We start from the raw sequence: 17544 nt of genomic DNA, 5'->3' as shown, positions 1-17544 counted from the left end.
CGAAAACAACACTGGCCTCGATCGCGGTGCTGAACATGGACGATGCAGGCGATATCGCACCGGCAGCGGCAATGGGAATGATGATCTTCTATACCAACGCCGCAGCACGCATCCTGCACCTCATCGCCTCAAAGGGGATCCTCAAAAAAACCCAAGCATGGAGAGCAAGATGACCCACTTGTCCCAAATGAGCAAACTGCAGACCAATGCATCAAGGGTCAATTCGTCTATCGGCAAACGTAAGTTGAGCTTTGAGATTTTCGTCCGTAACGGGTTCTCTGCGCTGGAGGTGTCCTCTGTCACCAGTGTGCTGAAACTGGCAGATACGCTGTCCAAAGATGTGTCCCTGAACTGGACAATCGCATCCGACACACCTGGGCTGATTGCCAGTGACTGTGAGCTTGCCGTGCGGGCCGGGCCAGCCACTAAGGCGAGCTTATTGCCAGATTGCCTGATCGTTGTTGGGGGTATGTCTTGCGGCGACAGTGTTTGGATGCAGCGGGTCAGGGCGATGCAGAAATGCAGAAAGCCCGTCTATCTGCTGTCGGAAGCCGCTACAGCCTTCATCAAGGCATGTGCACCTTTCGAAGGGCCAATTACGACGCATTGGAAAGATGCTTACTCACTGCATATGCAAGGTGACTTTCCCACGCTTACGAAAAGCCTTGCTGAAGAGAACGCTGGCATAACAACATGTGCGGGCTCTGGGCATACCGTCGAACTGATGCTGAGAGCGCTTTCGGAAGTTCTTGGCGCGCAGGATTTGGCTGAACTTGCAAGTTTGCTGGTCCTTGAGCGCGCCCGAAGCGCTGGCCTTGAACAACCTCTTGGCGCCAGTTCCACAAGAAATTTTCTGGATGCGCATTTGTCGCGTGTCATCTCAATTATGGAAGCCTCCATAGAAGAACCAAGGCTAATGGCCGATATCGCGCAGGAAGTGGGGCTGTCGGTTCGCCAACTTGAGAGAAAATTTGCCTGCCAGCTTGGGACGACGCCAGCAAAACACTATCGCCTCTTGCGTCTCAAACGTGCCCGAAGTTTGGTGCTTGATACAGAGCTTTCAGCAAGAGAAATTGCGACCGCGAGTGGTTTCGAAAGCTATTCGCATTTCAACAAAATTTACATTCAGGAATATGGGGAATCTATCCGGCAATCCAGGCGCAACCTGCACGGTGTCAGCGAATGACGGATTTGACGCCTGACCTGTTCCGCTACAATGGCTGGAAGACGGGAATTTGTATTGGGGCGAAGTCTGATCGCTGCTTTATCGGCGGTCCGAGAGCGTGATCTGCTACTCAACATTCCGCCAAGTGGGAATGGCGTTTTCACATTCTGTCAGCATGTTGGATTAGTCTGCGTCGCAGATACCAGTTGGAATCACGCTCATGGCTCGACCTATGAACCAGGTCGGGGTATCGCCTTCTGACCACGGTGAGTATTTGTTCATCACCTGCGAAAAGGCTTCGCTTTGCAGAAAGCGATCCAGCCATGCTATTAAATTCGGCCACTCCTGTGCATCAAACCACGCCCGGTCTATATGGGCAAATTGGCGCACAAATGGCAGAAGCGCCAGATCGGCAAGGGTGGGGCGATCCCCGAAAAGCCAAGGCTGCCCGGTCAGCCGTTCTTCGAGGTTCAGCAGGTAGCTTGCCGCCCTGTTACGCTCTGTATTGGCGTCCAGTTCCGGGTATCGCGTGGCGTATTTTGTGTGATCCAATGCAGCCTTGAATGGACCATCATTTGCCTCGATCAGGTCCCAGCCTTCACGCGGCATGTCCAACAACCGCTGCGGGTCGTTATGTTCGAGCGCCCAGATCATGATGTCCAGGCTTTCGTCAACAACGTGGTCGGGCAGGCGAAGCGCCGGCACTGTTCCGGATGGTGATGTCTGCAGGAAAGCCTTTGGTTTGTCCCGCAAGAGAACTTCACGCAACTCGACTTTGACACCTGAGCTCACCAATGCGAGGCGTGCCCTTATTGCATATGGGCAGCGGCGGAACGTCCATAAGATCGGGTGATGAGCCATAAGTGGAATTATCTGAAATCCGCCAATAGGGTCAAACCTTTCATTTCTTGATGACGTTTTGAGCCATCCCATGGATCGGCGTTTATGTATCTGCAAAACGACTTATTGAGGTCCGGGTATGGACGCTCAATTTGACGGCAAAGTCGCGCCGCAATCCAATTTGTGCTAGTATGGTTTCGATTTCAGCGGACGAATTTACCATGTTAGCGCGCCAACTGCTCCTAGGCTTTTGTGGATCGTGGAAGCACCTGAGTTTCGTTTTGGTGTTCGGATTGGGTGCGGCGCTTGCTGAAATGTCTCATGCAAAACGCGTGGCCCTCGTGATCGGAAACGCACAATATGAGCATGTATCGAATATTCCGAACTCGGCAAACGACGCCAACGACATTGCCGCCGCTCTTGCGCGGATCGGCTTTGAGGTCACCGCAAGAAACGATCTCGACTACCGCGAAATGCGGCTGACATTAAGGGATTTCTCTGAGGAAATGGCCGATGCCGAGATGGCCATGGTCTATTTTGCGGGCCATGGGATCGAAATCGACAACACAAATTACCTGATACCGACAAATGCCGAACTCAGGAGTGACAAGGATGTAGAATTTGAGGCAATCCGGCTTGAGACGGTTCTGAATGCTGTATCGACCGCGAAAGGTCTGAAGCTTGTGATTGTTGATGCCTGCCGGAACAATCCGTTTGTGTCGGATATGGTTCGAACCACCGCAACCCGGTCGATCGGACAAGGGCTGGGCCGTATCGATCCCAGCGGTGTTCTTGTGGGCTATTCGGCGCGTGGCGGGACTTTGGCGCTGGACGGGGACGGTCGAAACAGCCCTTACGCACAAGCCTTTCTCGAGCACATCGAGGTTCCCGCGCCCATTCGATCCCTTGGTGTGCCGATTTCAGGCGGAACAAAAATCACGTCGCTAGGGGGGGCGGGGTTTTCCTTTTCGCCGGCGGCCAGCGCTATCCCGTCGGCAATCAGCGGGTAGACCATTGAAAGGAATAAAGCAGTTACTGAAACTCTGATCCACGACACATGAAGCCTCGCGAAGTAAACAATTAAGCCAAACATTGATGTCTCAGCGTAGGCTCGAATCCTATCGGAGTCCAGTTCGGCCCCGGCAAACCGTTACTCCTACAATCGGTACGGCAAGTGCAACTTTGGCATGCCGGGTCACAGCGCCGTTCGGTCGTCCGGTGCTTCTGGTGGGATGCGCAGGTATAGACGCAACAACCACTCGCGCACCGTGTCCGGTATTTTGCCGCTGCCGATCAAAACATCCTCGAACAAGCTTTCCGCGGAATGCACCCCCAGTCTCCGATAGGCTTCGAATTGATGCTCGTCAAAGAACTGATCAAGGGTGGATTGGTTCGGAAAGGCCGGGTTGGCGTCTTGATATGCTTGAATAAGTGCGGGTTCGTTCCCCGTGACAGCAGTCTTGATGTAGAGCATGACTGCCTTGCACCCGTCGGGGTTGATGAGATCGGGATAGATAACATCGCACATGATCCCATGAGCCGGAGCTAATCCGGTATCAGGATCAACGCGCAGGTCGTCAAGTTTGGGTTCGATGCGAATGCCAAAGTCAATTCTCGCGTGCCGCGCAAGGGTGAGCAACGTATCGAATTTGCCGTTTGGATCGGCACTCGCATCGATGGCGACGATAAATCGGCAGCGCCGCCGCAAGAGTTCGTAGACGCCCGAATTCTCCAGATGTGCGCCATCTGTCAGCATTACCCAGGGTTCGTCGGCATCCATCCGGTACGCGAACATTTCGCGCAGCAATTGCCAAGCACCGGGTACTTTACGAAACCCTTTGTAGGTCAGATGTGGATTGAGCACCCAGAAGCCCAGCCGCACATTGAGAAAAGACAAAAGGGCCCGCGCGGCTGAGATGCTGAGAAGTCCCATTTGTGGTGCAACGGCAGCACCGGAAATCGCAACAGCTGTTGCCAGATCAAGCGTTTCGTTCCGCGAAACCCATTTAGGCGTCTCGGTGTACCGCGTGACAGGCGAGCCGCAAAAGCGCCGCGAGAACAAAAAGAAATCCCCTTTGCGTTCACGTAGTTCGGGCAGTTTGCTCGAGGGCAAGTTCACCACTGCATTCATAAGCAAATATGGGGCTTTGCCCTGTGGGTCGATCTCTGAGATGGGAATATTGTTCCTGTTTTCGCCGGACCGCGCGTGCATGAGTTGCGAAACACTTGCCTTCCACCTTGCGGCAACGGCCTTGATGCCTTTTGCGTCTGGCTCGCGTGTCGCTGTCCGGTCATCCGGTTCCGGCAGTTGTACAAAGGTCCGTCGCAGCCCTTCCCGGTAAAGCCAATGGGGGCCTGTCCAATTTATGTCCACGCGGAACATTGCTGTGGCGACCAAAACAGAGGTCAGAACAACCGCGGCGCCGGTATACGTAACGCCTGCCAGAATGGGATGGGTTGAGTTTGAAAACAGCGGACCGGTAGTGCCGCTGAAAGAATAGAGCCAAAACCCGAACAGTATCGAGAGCAGCGGAATCGAAATAGCCGCTAGCGTCAACGCGATATTGTTTCCGACGCGACGAACCCAGACCGTTCCTATCATCGGCAATAAGCGCGAAAACAAGGGAAGCCCGGCAGAAATAATGGCGGCCGTAGCAACCGGGGTGATATTGGATTGGGTTTCGCCACCGGCGGTGTAGAGCTTTTCGTAGCCCCAGAGCAGAAGCGCGCCTAGAAGGAAGCCACCTGCAAGGCCCCACAGCCCCCAGAGCAAGAAATGCCGCAACCTCAACCAATCTCGATTCACCCAAGCGTATACAGCGAGCGCGGCAACCGCGAAGACCAAGGAAATCCAATGCGCGTTTTCCCAGACGTTCCCGATTTTCACGCCGAAAATCGTCAAGGGATTGACGAAAAACAAGAGCATCGTCAGCGCGGCAACGATTGCGGCGGGCACCGTCCAGTTCAGGATCATGCCGGCAAGCAGGGTCAGGGCCTGAGGAAGCGTTTTGCGCAAGCTGCCTGCATCCAGATAAGCGGCGCGACGGCGAAGGTACTGGATCGCTTCGGCGTCCGGCCCGTTAGGGGCGGCAACGTCCTCTTGAGATCCATCCGCAATGCGGCGTACCAGGAAAGACCCGGTGTATCCGCCACCTGATACTGTGGAGAGGAGATCAAACTGTGTCAGAAGCTTCTTGTCCGCAAGCACCTGTGCGATGCCGAGACAAAAACTGGCAGAACGGATGCCTCCTCCGGAGAATGCCAGACCTGCGGCATCGCTAAGGCCGGTGTCGCTGGTGCTCTGAGCCGCTTCACCGGGTGGGTGCGAAGTGTTTTGCAACGCGCGCCGCTTTGCAATTTCCTCGGCCTCAGCAGCATTGATCTGGCGTCTGTCCGCGTCTTGCATATGCCCGTCTGCTGGAATGCCGAATTCAAGCTTACCTCCGAATGTATCGGGTTTAGTTAAGGCGCCGGTTTTGCGCCTTTTCCCCTGCTCTGCCACGTCTTGCGTGTCGCGGGACTCTGCATCCGGAGGTCCGTAGGCCATTTCATTCAGGCTGACGACGAGCTTGCGCAGCTCCTCTTGCACCTGCATCAAATCGCGGCGAAACGCTACGGCGCCATCGCGTGTCTTCAGCTCACCAGCAAGCGACAACCTGTGCCACTTGGCTGTCATCCAGCGCAAATCTTGGTTTAACTTCGGGATCACTTCATCCGCGAACTTCTGGCATCCTGGATGAGCGCACATGGTGCGCCGCGCGATCCCGAACAGGTCGCGAAGGCTGATCAGAGCGGTTTGCATATCACCGTGTTGAAAGGGCAGGTGTTGCGAGGCAATCCGGGTGCGCAATTCTATGACAAATACATGGGCGGCCCGTGCATTTGGGTCCTTGCTATTGAATTTTTGTGCCATGAGAGAATGCCTTAGCTGAAAATACGCACTGAGATTAAGCCATGCAGGCTCAGGTATTTCAATGATTGACAATTAATCGCGGAAAATGAGCAGTCATAACCCGGTCGATTTTCAAAGGGGTTCAGCGAAAACTCTAAACACGGCTGAAATGGCGTGTAAACGTGCGATAATATGTTCTATGCGGCGCGAAACCTTCGTTTTTCGTCACTTTAGGACATCAGTGTCAAAGGCGAAAAAATCGATTGCGCATCAGCTTCTGAATGTAGTGATATCAATAGATTTGCCAAATGGATGTGCTTTGACAGCCCGGAATTCCCCTGAGTTTGCAGGCTTTCAAACCCCGCAAGCCGCATCGAGATCATCAAAAATAACACAATGATCGCCGGGTCCGGTCCTAGAATTGTAATCGCTTTAACTTGACCGGCCCCTGTCAGATGCCTCTAATTGCACTAATCGTTTTGTCTATTACCCAAGATTGTCACGGAGCACATATTGGCAGAACACAACACCGAAATTGATTTGGACGTCTTCATCAGTTACAGCCACGGCTCGCGCGACAGTGTTTGGGCGCGTAAATTGGCCAAGGCGCTGAAGTTGCTCAATCTGAAGGTGTTCATCGACGAAGTCGACCTGCCAACCAGAACAGAGCGCGGTCTTGACGACGAAATCCAGAACGCCCTGAAGAGATGTCGGCTCGTGCTGATGTGTGTCGGGGAACCAGGTGAAGGGTCGGAACCCGGGGCGGTTCCGGTGTTGGGTCCTTATCAGCGTCAGGAGATCGAGTTCGTGCGCTCACTGCGCGCAGCTTTCAGCGGGGCGACCAAGCTGCCGCTGGCGGAAACCATGTGCTTGGGGAACAATATCACCCGCGATACGTTGCCCGATGACTGGGATGGTTGGCTGCGCCAAGGTCTGATCTATAGCTTCCCTCAGCGCGATGGTATGCCGTCAGTGCGGGAAATAGCGCTTGCGATACGACGGGTCACGGCCGGGGACGCGCTGCCTGACCGGGATCAGGATTTTTCGGAACCCGAGTCTTCGGCAACTGTGGCCTTGGCCCAAAACGCCGTCGATGCAGCCAAGATGCTTGCCGCAGACATTCGCCGCGGCGGCCTTGCCATCTTTGTCGGCCCGGTTTGGCCCGACCGCAAGCTTGCCTCTGTATTCGACCCGCGCGAATTGGCCGAAGAATTGCTTGGAAAATGCGGAATTGACAGCGGAGCGGTCGTCTCGCTTGATCGGGCTGCGACCTTGTTCAGCATCTACAAGCGGCTTGAGCAGCGGGACGCCAGTCCGCAGGAAGATATCCGGGACCTGATTAGAGAAAAGGTCGCTTTACGAGCGCCGACCGACTATGTCGCCATCTGCAATCGGATGCGAACATTGCTTGATGATTACAAAGAGCAAGGTGGTTCGGCGAAAGCCACGATACTGGCGACGAGCAACACCGACAGCCTTCTGGAGCGGCAGCTTGTCTTGTCGCAGGTTCCTTTCGTGCTGGTGTCGCCGATCGCCGATGGTACATGGCGGCAGACGCATTTCAACGTGATGCGCGATGATGACTATTTCCGCCTCGACAACAAGCTTTCGGGGCTCGAAGACGATCATCTGTTTTTCAGCCGCGAGTATTTCGAAGCCAAGAAGGAGCAGACAGAGCGCCCCTTCAACTTGATTGCCGTCACGGCCCCGAACACGCCGGCGGAGCGCAAGGACATGAAACACTTTGACAAATACCGCGGCAACATGGATCCGCAACAAGAAGAATTCGAAGATGAACAGCTGTGGCGTTTCTGCGAAATCGACAGGATGGTTCGCGAACACGTCGAGACCTCCTCGGTGATCGTCGATGCTGGCAGCGCGACAGAATTCGGTCCGGTGCATGATTGGTGCTTCAAGAACCGTGTGCCGATCGTTTTGAAGCTATTCGGCTGTGTGCATGAACAAAGCGACGATGTCGGATTTGACATAGGCCGCACGCTCAAGATGGTTCGCTCGGCGAACTGGCTGCCAAATCAGATTGAAGACAAACTCTTAAACGCGGGCACGGTTCTGGTCGGTTATTCAATGGCGGATCCCAGCCTTCTGCACTCTGTCATGCTGCGATGGGAACGCGACACCATGGGACCTTGGCGTTACCTGATTTCTGCCGCGAGCCAGATGGAGAAAGACGACACCAATTCTGAACACGCACGCGACGCGACGCGCCCCTCGGGGGACCCGTACGACCTTGTCGACAAAAAGTTGGGCGCGAAACTTGACAGTGGTTACCTGGATTTTCGCTTTCCTCAATTGCGGGTTGTGAGCGGTGCTCGACCGGACGCGTTCTTTGCGGAACTCTACCGTCACGGGCTGGTGGATTGACGTGACCGCCGAGACACCGAGCATATCGCCCTATCGCGGCCTGCGATCCTATCGGTTGGAAGACAGCGAACTGTTCTTTGGCCGAGAGAGCGACGTTCTGGAAATTCGGGCCCTGATTTCGCTCAACCGGCTTTCGATCCTGCATGCGCCGTCGGGCGTTGGGAAGTCGTCGTTGCTGCAGGCGGGGCTGACCCGCGCGCTGGAAGAGGAAGGTGGCGTGCTGATCATCTGCCGGCCGGACAAGGACCCGGGTCTTGAGGTGCGCCGGGCGACACTGGCCCGATTGCTGCCGTCTCCGAATGCCGAAGCGGCTGCGATTGGTCACATCGTGCAGGAACTAGCAGGGGCAACCCCGTCCGATACGTTGGCCAGCATCCAGCGGCGCTATCGAAAGCAGCCTTTGCACGAACGCCTGGGATTGTCTCTGACCGGACATATCGAACGCAACGCCGCGTTTCTTCCGGACGGACCGCCGAGCACACCGCTAGTGTCGCGCTATCTGGCGCTTCGCAACGGAAATCCTCATTTGGCCCAGTATATCCAACTACTCGCTGTTCATTGCGGGCTGACCTTCGACAACAGGGCACCCGATACTCGGGCGAAAGCCCTGCAGGTATTGGCAGAGACACCCGTGTCCGAGCTGATTTCGACGCTTGAAGCGCCTGAGCTCAACACCATTCATCAGCGCCTTTTGGACAGGCTGCGCACGATGGGCGATAGCCTTTCCGAGTTCTTTCGGGTTGTCGATCTCTATTTCTCGCCGGAAGGCGGTGTGCATCGGGTGTTCCTGGTGATCGACCAGTTCGAGGAATTCTTCACCCGTTTCGGAGATTCTGACCGATCAGGCGTTTATGACTACCGCGTCAGAGACCGCTTTTTCCGCGACCTCGCGCAGGTGATCAACGTTTCACCCGGCGAAGGTGAGCCGCTGCACGTGCTGTTTTCCCTGCGCGACGAGTATCTGGGGCGGTTGGACGATATCGAAGCTTTTCAAGACAGCACCAAGGCCCGGCCGCGGTACCGTCTGTCAACACTCACTCCGCGTTCACTGCAGGGTGTCGTTGCAATGCCAGCGCGCGCCTTTGGCTATGGCTACGACAGTGACGTCATCAAAGCGATGAGTGATGTTCTGGTCGAAGAAGAAAAATACGTTGAACCAAGCCAGGTTCAAATCGTTTGCACGCGCATCTGGGAGGAGTGCGGCCAAACCCTGTTCCAGCAGAGCTGCGTTGATGCTGACGAGGCAGGGATGGAAGAACCTAACTTGCACGCCTTCGCGACGAAGAACCTGGTCGTCATGGACGACATTAACAGGCTGGATGGCATCGAGAGCATTCTGGACAATCACGTGAAAGACTTCTTCGCCGGACTTGAAAGCGAGCTTCTGCAAATCGAGGCGTTCGATATGCTCGCCAGGCTGGATACAGGCGAGCGGCGGCGAAAGATCGAACTCAAGGAAAACCTGATCGCGCAGCCCCCTCGCTCGCCACAGCGCCGCGAAGAGTTGCTACGCCGCCTGCAGGACGCTTCCATTGTGCGGGTGGAACGGCGGCGTGGCGGGGACCAGGTTGAAATCGTGCACGAACGCCTGTTGTCACCGATTCACGATGCTGCCGAAGCCGCCAGACGCCTCGAGCCGCGATGGGAAGTCCTTGGCCGGGCGCTACAACGGCTTTCGGGCGGGGTCGGCGAATTTGTGCATCCCTGGCGACCATCCCTGACCGACGAACAGGTCGACGCCGTCTACTGGTACCGCGAGATGCTGGACAACGAGGAAGTCACCGATTGGCTTGCGGACCGGATGTTCCTTGAGACGACGCTTTCGAACAGCGATGCGTCCGAAGGTCCGGATCGGCTTGGGTATTGGGCCGGCAAATCCAAAGACCGTCGACACTCAGGCACACTGGATGGTCAGGATATTGGGATACTGGTCAAAAAGGGTAGTTTCGATGACCCCGATCTCATCACATCCGATACCCTTCGTGAATTGGCAGAACTGGTAGATGAAGCGCCGTTGGAGATGGTCTTGAGAAGCCTCTTCTTTGACAGCGATCCCGAGTATTTTTCGAAAGTCCTACAGGAGGTAAAGCAATGACCACGAGTCAGATTTCCCGGCTGCTGGATCGCCTGCTGTCGGGCACGATTTTCGAAGAGCTCTCGAAAAGGCAACAACTGAACTACCTGATCGCATGCGAACACCTGGACGAGGTTACCCGAGCCGAGAAACTTGAACAGATAACGGATCTGCCGACGGCGGATCCAAGCGCCCGCGCGCGGGCTGCGTTGGCAATGTGCCAAATTCCAACTTCCGACAAAAAGCGTTCGTGGTCACGTTTTCTCGATCTGGCCTTTTCGCAGGACAAGGCGGTACAAGAGGCTACCCTTGCGGAGGCAAGCGCGCAGTGGACTCGGGACGACAGCTGGCTGCGGCAAGCGGTGCCGGGCCTTGCCACGGAAATCGACGACAAGCGCCTGTGGCAGCTGATCGGGCGGTTGAAGCGCGATTCCGGCAGGTCGCCTGACAGGCTGGACAACGTTCCGTTGGCAAAACGGGTCAAGCTGGCGGCCATTATGGGCGCACTTTCGATTTCGGGCATACGTAAGCTGGCTACTGCCTCCCTGACGGCAGCTGCTGCGCTTGCCATGGCCATGGTCCTGTCGGTGCCGTTCAACCTTGGCGTCGTGGATCCCTCGGACCTGCTGGCTGCGCCTTTCCTGGTCTACTTCACGGCGCTCCTGACCACTTGGGGCGCGCTGGCGCTGTTTGCACCGGCCCATGCCTCTCCGGATCGGTTGGCTGCCCTGCCGGGTCAGACCGCCGTTGCTTTGTTATTCGGCCTTTTGGTTGGCGTCTTCTGTTTTCTCGTCACCCAAGCGTTAATGGAGGACGGCGCCCAGCACATCTTCCGCAAAGGTTTCTGGCAGGGACTGGGGCTCTTGACCCTTGGCCTCGGCATAGTACGTCCCGCTACACTTGTGGCATACGGGCTGTCCGCCCACCGTGCAGTGCGCGTGCTGCTTCAGATCGTGATCGGGATCGCGCCCTCGGTTTTCATCTTCCTCGCTGTCGTGATCCTGCATAGAGACGACGGCAGGGTTCTGGAAATCGCGACACTTGCCCTGGGACTTCCCGTGTCGCTGTCCCTGGCGATCGCATTCTCGATAATCGATAACGTCGATCCGGATGCGGCGGCCGTAGACAGCTCGTTTGCACGTTGGCCAATCGCTTGTTTCTTGGTTGCACTGGGGCTTGCCGGGGTGGCTTCGGTGAGGCCGGCCGTCACAGACCGCGACGAGTTGTTCGACGACTCGTTTAGCGAAGACTTCCTATTCGATCCCAGACATAGCGAATGGCTGCAGCTGTTGCCGGTCAGCGAAATCAGGCGGATAAACATTGGTGTTCAGCAATCGGTGAACATTCAACCCGCCGGCGAAGGTAGTGGCCATACCCTTGCGATTCTGTCAGTGGATCGCCCGGACCAATCCGTCGCGCCCAGGGTGCAGGGTTCGGCGACACCAGGCGGATTCGGTATCTTTGACCTGACACCGGGACAATACGATATCTGCGTGCGGCCATCCGGACGCAACGAGGCGTGTACCACGAATTCGACTGAAACTGAAACCGTGCCGGCCCGCGTATTTGCCGAAGGCCTCACCTCTCACATTGCCGACAAGGCGCCAGCTTGGCCTCGGGAGCTCATAACCCAGCAGCTTTTACATGTTGAAAGCATCGCCACGCCCACCGGTTACCTGCGGGTCAGAATTGAGGATCCCGGTGATAATGATGATCGGCAGAGTACAGTCGAGGCATTCGATGCGCTGGCCGCGAGCCTGTCGCCTGAGGGCAGCTCGGATTTCCTGCTGGCCACCGCTGATACTGTGCTGCCGGTCGTCATTGGTAGCGAGGGCGAACCGCTGAGCGTGCGGCGGGGCAGCCTTGTTTTCTGGCCACAGAACGGCAACTCGTTGGCGATCGTCAGCGGTCTGGTGGGCACCGGGCGGCCCGATCAAGTTGTGTATCGCCTGCAGCCAAACGCCGAGCCCCCGGCGTCATTGGTCGGATTTCCAGCAGAAGAGGTGACGCGCGAGCAGGTCAGCAAGTTGCGGGTTTACATGGAGTTAACCCAGAGAGTCAGGGACCGCCTTGAGTCACACGACCTGATGATTGCAGCGCTGGACAAGCCCGAGGCTTTTGCGGATATCAAGGCCGTATTTACCGGCCGTAACCCCTGGCCAGAGAAGGTATTCTTCGAGTCCGGCACAAACGGTTCGTTTGGGATTTTCGAAGTGATGGAGGTTGACGACCAATCCGGCGTTGCGCGCGCGCGCTTGGTGAATGGGTGGACTGCGCAGCCAAGCCTCAACTTCTGCTACCGCATTCCGGATATTCAGCGCGGCGCCGTACCGATTAAGGATGAGGAGTTCTGGAATACGCGGGTCGACGACCTGAGTTCCGCCACGGGGGTGCCGACCATACAGCCGAATTATGAGAAGGGAAAGAGTGCCGAAGACTGTGCTGAAATTGACGCCGAAGCCTTTTCGCCGGTCATCAGAGGCATTCCGCTTGCCCAACCGCTCCTGTTTCGAAAGCCGGTTGAGGGGGACTTGCGATTGGCCGCGCGTATACCTGACAACGATGCCGTTTTGCACATCGCGGCCGGATCCGACCCTGGTCGATCCGTGGATGACGCCGGCAGCAGTGACGAGACGGCACTTCTGGATGGGCCCCTAGGAACGATCTACCGGATCTGTTTAAGAGCTTTCGCCGACGACTCGCAGGCGGAAAGTTGTGAAACCGCCCCAGCGCTTGACATGGAAAATCTTGGGATTCCCGGAACAGCGGATGCTGCCGGTGAAATCGAGATCACCTGGAGTGACGAAACAAAGGTAACAGGGCCGGATGAAGCTGCAACGATTCTGGACTTCGAGGACTTCCTGACGTCTCTGGACGAACCCGCTGCGGAAGGCACCTTGCGCCTGCTGCAACACCGGCGACAAGACGGCAACAATAGCTGGCACAAGGGCAGCCTGTTCCTGGACGACCCCGATGGCCGTCTGCGTCCGCTGGCAGGCCTGGTGTCGTCGACACCGGAATCCGAGATCACAGCAGGGAACAAGTTCCAGCGACCGCAGGAAAGCGCGTCGGAGGGTTGTGCGTTGACGGTAGAGCCCGGCAAGTTCGCTGACAAGTCTCTGTTGACCCTCTCAAGTGACGGCCTGGCCGAGGTGATCGATCTGATCCGGAAATACCATGTCGTCGCCGCCAAGCGCCACGACGTTCCACACTGGACCGTACGCTCCGAAGCGGCGCTGGCTGCGCTGCTGGCGGGTTTCGACAGTGCGCTGGCGGGAGCCCTGCAGGCGGAGGGCTGTCAGCAGCAATCGGGCAACCCGACCCATTACCTGCGCATCGGGCGCGACGGAGATTATCTGGCGTTGCACGAAGTTGGAACCCACATCAAACCTGATGAAACCCACACCGACACGATACTTCTGTCTTACGGCGTGCGAGAGTCTCTGCCAGACGCCGATTGTGGTCCCGCGGACAGCTTTGTCGAACCGTTGCAGCTCAATGTGGACGAGGTTGAGGGCTGGAGCCGCACCGTTGCCACCGCCGCTGCCGGGCGCGGATTGGTCCCGAACGCCGAAGCGGCCGCCCGGTCCGTGCAATGTGAGGAGCCGTGGGACAGGCTTGTCGAGAAAGCCGGGGATTATATTGAGGAATTGTTCGCAGGCGACCTGAAAAATCCGCCCCCCGAGACGGAAAAGTACCTTGATGACTTCTACGTGGTCAGTACGCAGCTTGCCGGAGGCGCACATGTGGAGTTCCTACCCAACGGCACAGTCCTGAAAGCGATGGGCGCGGGGGCAGATAACGAAGATGATATGGAGTTCGAAATCGTGCTCGGCTACACCAATTGCGAAGAAACCTGTTGGGTCGGATCTGAATCGGTGACCTATCTTGGGTCGGGCTGGGTTCCGTCCTACGCGTTTTTGCCCCAGCGCGCATCGATGGTATGGGACGCCGCATCCCGCGACACGGCGCGTCAAGGAACGTTCATGGACCGGCGTTCCGAGTTCGGCATCACGGATACCACCGAAGCAGAATTTCCAATTCGGGACCTACCCTAGCAAAGATCGCTGGAGGGGTTCGGCAACCTTGTGCGCGTCACGCTCGTGGTTCTCGCGGCTATGACCCACCGACCTTGGGAAACAGGTCGCATCACCGAATGGGACGGCTAAGGCGGGGTTGCAAGGGCTGCTGTCCCTTGAGAACGGGGTGATTTTCATGTCGTTCGGGTACGACAGCTTGTGTGTCAGGCCTCCGCCATTATCAGGTCGCTGGCCCTTTCTCCGATCATGATCGCTGGTGCATTGGTGTTGCCGCTGACGATTTCCGGCATGATCGAGCAATCGGCTACCCGCAGGTTGCCTATTCCGTGGACCTTGAGTTTCGCGTCGACAACGGATGCCTCTGAGTGACCCATCGCGCAGGTGCCGGTGGGGTGGTAGATTGAGGCGGTGTTCGATCTGGCCCAATCCAGCGTGCCTTCGTAGTCGTCGACGCTCAGGTCAGCCGAGGGCCGGAACTCCTCTGAAATCTTCGAGGCCAGAGGATTCTGTTTGGCAATTCTGCGCGCAATATTCACGCCGTCGACGATGGTTCGGCAATCCGTTTCAGTGGACAGATAGTTCGGGATTATTTTGACGTGTTTGGATGGATCCGGGCCGTTCAAACGCAGTTCCCCCCGACTTTCCGGGCGCAGTTGGCAGACCGACATTGTAAAGGCTGAAAACGGGTGCACGCCCTCGCCGGGGCTGTCGGCGGACCAGGGTTGGACGTGGAACTGAATGTCGGGCGTCTCTACATCCGGGCGGGTTTTCATGAAGCCCGTGGCAAGGCTGGCGGCCATCGTCATCGGACCTGCACGAAACAGCGCGTATTTCAGGGCGATGCGTGCCTGATTGAACAGGCTTCGGACTTCATCATTCAGTGTCGGTTCATTGCATTTGAACACCAGCCGCGCCTGCAAATGATCCTGCAGACCCTTGCCGACGCCGGGCAGGGCGTGCAGCGGGTCGATGGCGTTTTCCTTCAGGTGGTCCGGGTCTCCGATCCCCGAAAGCATCAGAATCTGCGGCGAGTTTATCGCCCCGCCGGACAGGATGATTTCGCGGCGGACCGTCAGGGTTTGTTCGACACCAGAGCGGTCCCGGTACACCAGACCGGTTGCCTTTTTTCCCTCCAGAACCAGGCGTGTCACCAGTGCGTTGGTGATGATGTTCAGGTTTTGGCGGCTCTGGATGGGCTTCAGATAGGCCACGGCGGCGCTGCACCGGCGGCCATTGCGGGTGGTCAGTTGGAAATACCCCACGCCCTCTTGTTCCGCGCCGTTGTAATCGGGGTTGAACGGGTAACCGGCCGCCTGCGCTGCGGCCACCCACGCGTCGCAGATGGGGCGCTGGATGCGCATGTTCGATACGGACAAAGGCCCGCCGACGCCGTGAAATTCATCCTCACCCCGCTCCTGATCCTCGCAGCGTTTGAACAGGGGCAGCACATCGTCCCATCCCCAGCCTTCATTGCCCATCTGGCGCCAGCGGTCGTAGTCCTCTTTCTGCCCACGAACATAAAGCAATCCGTTCAGTGACGATGACCCGCCCAGCACCTTACCGCGCGGCCAGTCGATCGAGCGCCCGTTCAGCCCCGGATCAGGTTCGGTGCGATAGCACCAGTCGACCGAGGGGTTATGCATGGTTTTGAAGTAGCCAACGGGGATGTGAATCCACGGGTTGGTATCGCGGCCACCAGCCTCGAGCAGAGCAACGGTTGTGGTGGGGTCGGTGCTCAGCCGGTTGGCAATGACACAGCCCGAAGACCCCGCGCCAACAACCGCATAATCCACTTCCATGACTGCCTCCTCCTCACGCCGCCGAAAAAACTCTATGCAAGATGCAAGAATTATACTAGCATTTTTTGATACAAAACGTCTCAATAATTGCAATCAGGGAGGTAAGCAATGGAGATCGGTCGGAAACTAAGTGGTATTTCGCGGCGGGATTTCTTCCGTGTTGCGGGGCGCTACGGCATGAGCTCGACGCTGCTGGCTGCAGGTGGGTTCGGGGGTGCGATGAGTCTGGCGAATCTGGCACAGGCCGCCGAATCAACCTATGAAAAGCGCTTTTCGAAAGAGCCGAAACACACGCTGAAATTCGGCGCTTCGGGTTTCAACACCCGTAACCTGCTGATCGAACGCGCCGGTGCGATCGAGTTCGCGCGTGATCTGGAAGAACGCACCGATGGCGAGATTCGGATTGAATTCATCGGCGACAATCAGATTTGCGGGCAGCTGAGCTGTGTCGAGAAGACCCAGCAGGGGATTGTCGACATCTATGCGGCCTCGACTCAGAACTCGGCCGGTGGTGCGCCTTATCTGAACGTTCTGGACTATGCTTATATGTTCCCCAGCCGCGCGGCGCAGTATCATTTCTTCTACAGCCCTGCGAGCCAGCGCATCCTGCGTGATCCTTTGGAAAAACGGCACGGGTTGAAGTTCCTGTTCACGCATTGCGAACTGCGCGGCCTGCAAATGGGATCGACATTTGCCGACAAACCGACCGTTACCAAGCTGGAAGAGTTGTTCGGCACCAAGAACCGCGTGACGGGTACGCAGCTGGGACGGATCGCGATGCAGCTGCTGAACCTGAACCCGGTACCGGTGGCGTGGGAGGAAACGCTGGACGCCCTGAAAACCGGTCTGATCGACGGGGCCGAAACCTGGGCCTCGGCCGTGGCCTATGCCAACATGGCGCCCGTGGTGTCGCAGTCGGTCAACCTGAAATTCTTCTGCGGGACCGAGCATACGTCTATGTCGGCCAAGGTGTTCGACAGCCTCAGCGGAGAATTGCAGAATGCGGTGATGGAATCCTCGTATTTCACACAGGCTTTGATTCAGGGCGCGAATGAAGCAGCGCTGCTGAACACCGTGGGCTTCTCGGACCCGCAACTGCCCAACACGATCTTTGCTGAAAACGACGTGCGTCCCGCCTTCCTGGCCGACGATCAGATCAAGCTGGCCGAAGAGATGTGCGCCCCGAACTACAACCCTGAACCGTGGGAGCAGTGGCGCGAGCGTCTGAACAAATGGGCAGGCGGAATCGATACCTATCAGGAAATCTACGATATTGCGCGCGAGATCCCGGCAGACACCTTGCCGGAAAACGTCGAGCCGCGCCGTTGGTGGATGGGCGAGGCCTGATAAGC

Annotated in this window: 9 protein-coding genes; 6 read left to right on the top strand and 3 right to left on the bottom strand. The window is 57.1% G+C overall.

Translation table 11 applies throughout. The annotated features are described in order from the left end of the window. Window positions 1-187: 187 nt before the first annotated feature. The gene (locus ACR0DO_RS16890; RefSeq protein WP_480560514.1) at window positions 188-1186 is read left to right on the top strand and encodes a GlxA family transcriptional regulator; all 999 of its coding nucleotides are present in this window, start codon (window positions 188-190) and stop codon (window positions 1184-1186) included. A 162-nt stretch (window positions 1187-1348) separates the two neighbouring features. Here ACR0DO_RS16890 and ACR0DO_RS16885 read toward each other — a convergent pair whose 3' ends face one another. Next, window positions 1349-2026 (bottom strand): glutathione S-transferase, encoded by a 678-nt coding sequence (locus ACR0DO_RS16885; protein ID WP_480560518.1) that lies wholly within the window; start codon window positions 2024-2026, stop codon window positions 1349-1351. A 131-nt stretch (window positions 2027-2157) separates the two neighbouring features. On the opposite strand from ACR0DO_RS16885, the gene ACR0DO_RS16880 reads away from it, so the two are divergent. Next, on the top strand, window positions 2158-3015 hold the full coding sequence (locus ACR0DO_RS16880) for a caspase family protein (RefSeq protein WP_480560512.1): 858 nt from the start codon (window positions 2158-2160) through the stop codon (window positions 3013-3015). A 185-nt stretch (window positions 3016-3200) separates the two neighbouring features. Here ACR0DO_RS16880 and ACR0DO_RS16875 read toward each other — a convergent pair whose 3' ends face one another. Then, window positions 3201-5918: a hypothetical protein gene (locus ACR0DO_RS16875; protein WP_480560510.1), complete on the bottom strand. Its 2718-nt coding sequence runs from the start codon at window positions 5916-5918 to the stop codon at window positions 3201-3203. A 492-nt stretch (window positions 5919-6410) separates the two neighbouring features. Here ACR0DO_RS16875 and ACR0DO_RS16870 point away from each other — a divergent pair, with 492 nt between their 5' ends. The 3 genes from ACR0DO_RS16870 to ACR0DO_RS16860 are packed head-to-tail and all read left to right on the top strand — an operon-like array spanning window position 6411 to window position 14411. Then, complete coding sequence (locus ACR0DO_RS16870) at window positions 6411-8279, top strand: TIR domain-containing protein (RefSeq protein WP_480560508.1); 1869 nt, start codon at window positions 6411-6413, stop codon at window positions 8277-8279. A 1-nt stretch (window position 8280) separates the two neighbouring features. Beyond that, entirely contained in the window at window positions 8281-10374 is a 2094-nt protein-coding gene (locus ACR0DO_RS16865; RefSeq protein WP_480560506.1) for an nSTAND1 domain-containing NTPase, read from the top strand. After that, window positions 10371-14411, top strand: a complete 4041-nt coding sequence (locus ACR0DO_RS16860) for a Yip1 family protein (RefSeq protein WP_480560504.1) — start codon at window positions 10371-10373, stop codon at window positions 14409-14411. Before ACR0DO_RS16865 ends, ACR0DO_RS16860 begins: the two co-directional genes overlap by 4 nt. Window positions 14412-14596: 185 nt before the next feature. Here the strand turns inward: ACR0DO_RS16860 and ACR0DO_RS16855 are convergent, their stop codons facing one another. Beyond that, window positions 14597-16192, bottom strand: coding sequence for a GMC family oxidoreductase (locus ACR0DO_RS16855; RefSeq protein ID WP_480560502.1), 1596 nt, complete (start codon window positions 16190-16192; stop codon window positions 14597-14599). A gap of 108 nt (window positions 16193-16300) precedes the next feature. On the opposite strand from ACR0DO_RS16855, the gene ACR0DO_RS16850 reads away from it, so the two are divergent. Next, window positions 16301-17539, top strand: coding sequence for a TRAP transporter substrate-binding protein (locus ACR0DO_RS16850; protein WP_170674811.1), 1239 nt, complete (start codon window positions 16301-16303; stop codon window positions 17537-17539). The last annotated feature ends 5 nt before the right edge of the window (window positions 17540-17544 follow it).

The sequence above is a fragment of the Ruegeria sp. AM9 genome, from assembly GCF_056540565.1.
The sequence above is the reverse complement of the archived record's forward strand: the minus strand, read 5'-3'. Positions and strand labels throughout refer to the sequence as shown.

Coding starts and splice junctions, on each gene's coding strand:
- ACR0DO_RS16890 (WP_480560514.1), top strand. CDS start 188: ATGAGCAAACTGCAGACCAATGCATCAAGGGTCAATTCGTCTATCGGC.
- ACR0DO_RS16885 (WP_480560518.1), bottom strand. CDS start 2,026: ATGGCTCATCACCCGATCTTATGGACGTTCCGCCGCTGCCCATATGCA.
- ACR0DO_RS16875 (WP_480560510.1), bottom strand. CDS start 5,918: ATGGCACAAAAATTCAATAGCAAGGACCCAAATGCACGGGCCGCCCAT.
- ACR0DO_RS16860 (WP_480560504.1), top strand. CDS start 10,371: ATGACCACGAGTCAGATTTCCCGGCTGCTGGATCGCCTGCTGTCGGGC.
- ACR0DO_RS16855 (WP_480560502.1), bottom strand. CDS start 16,192: ATGGAAGTGGATTATGCGGTTGTTGGCGCGGGGTCTTCGGGCTGTGTC.
- ACR0DO_RS16850 (WP_170674811.1), top strand. CDS start 16,301: ATGGAGATCGGTCGGAAACTAAGTGGTATTTCGCGGCGGGATTTCTTC.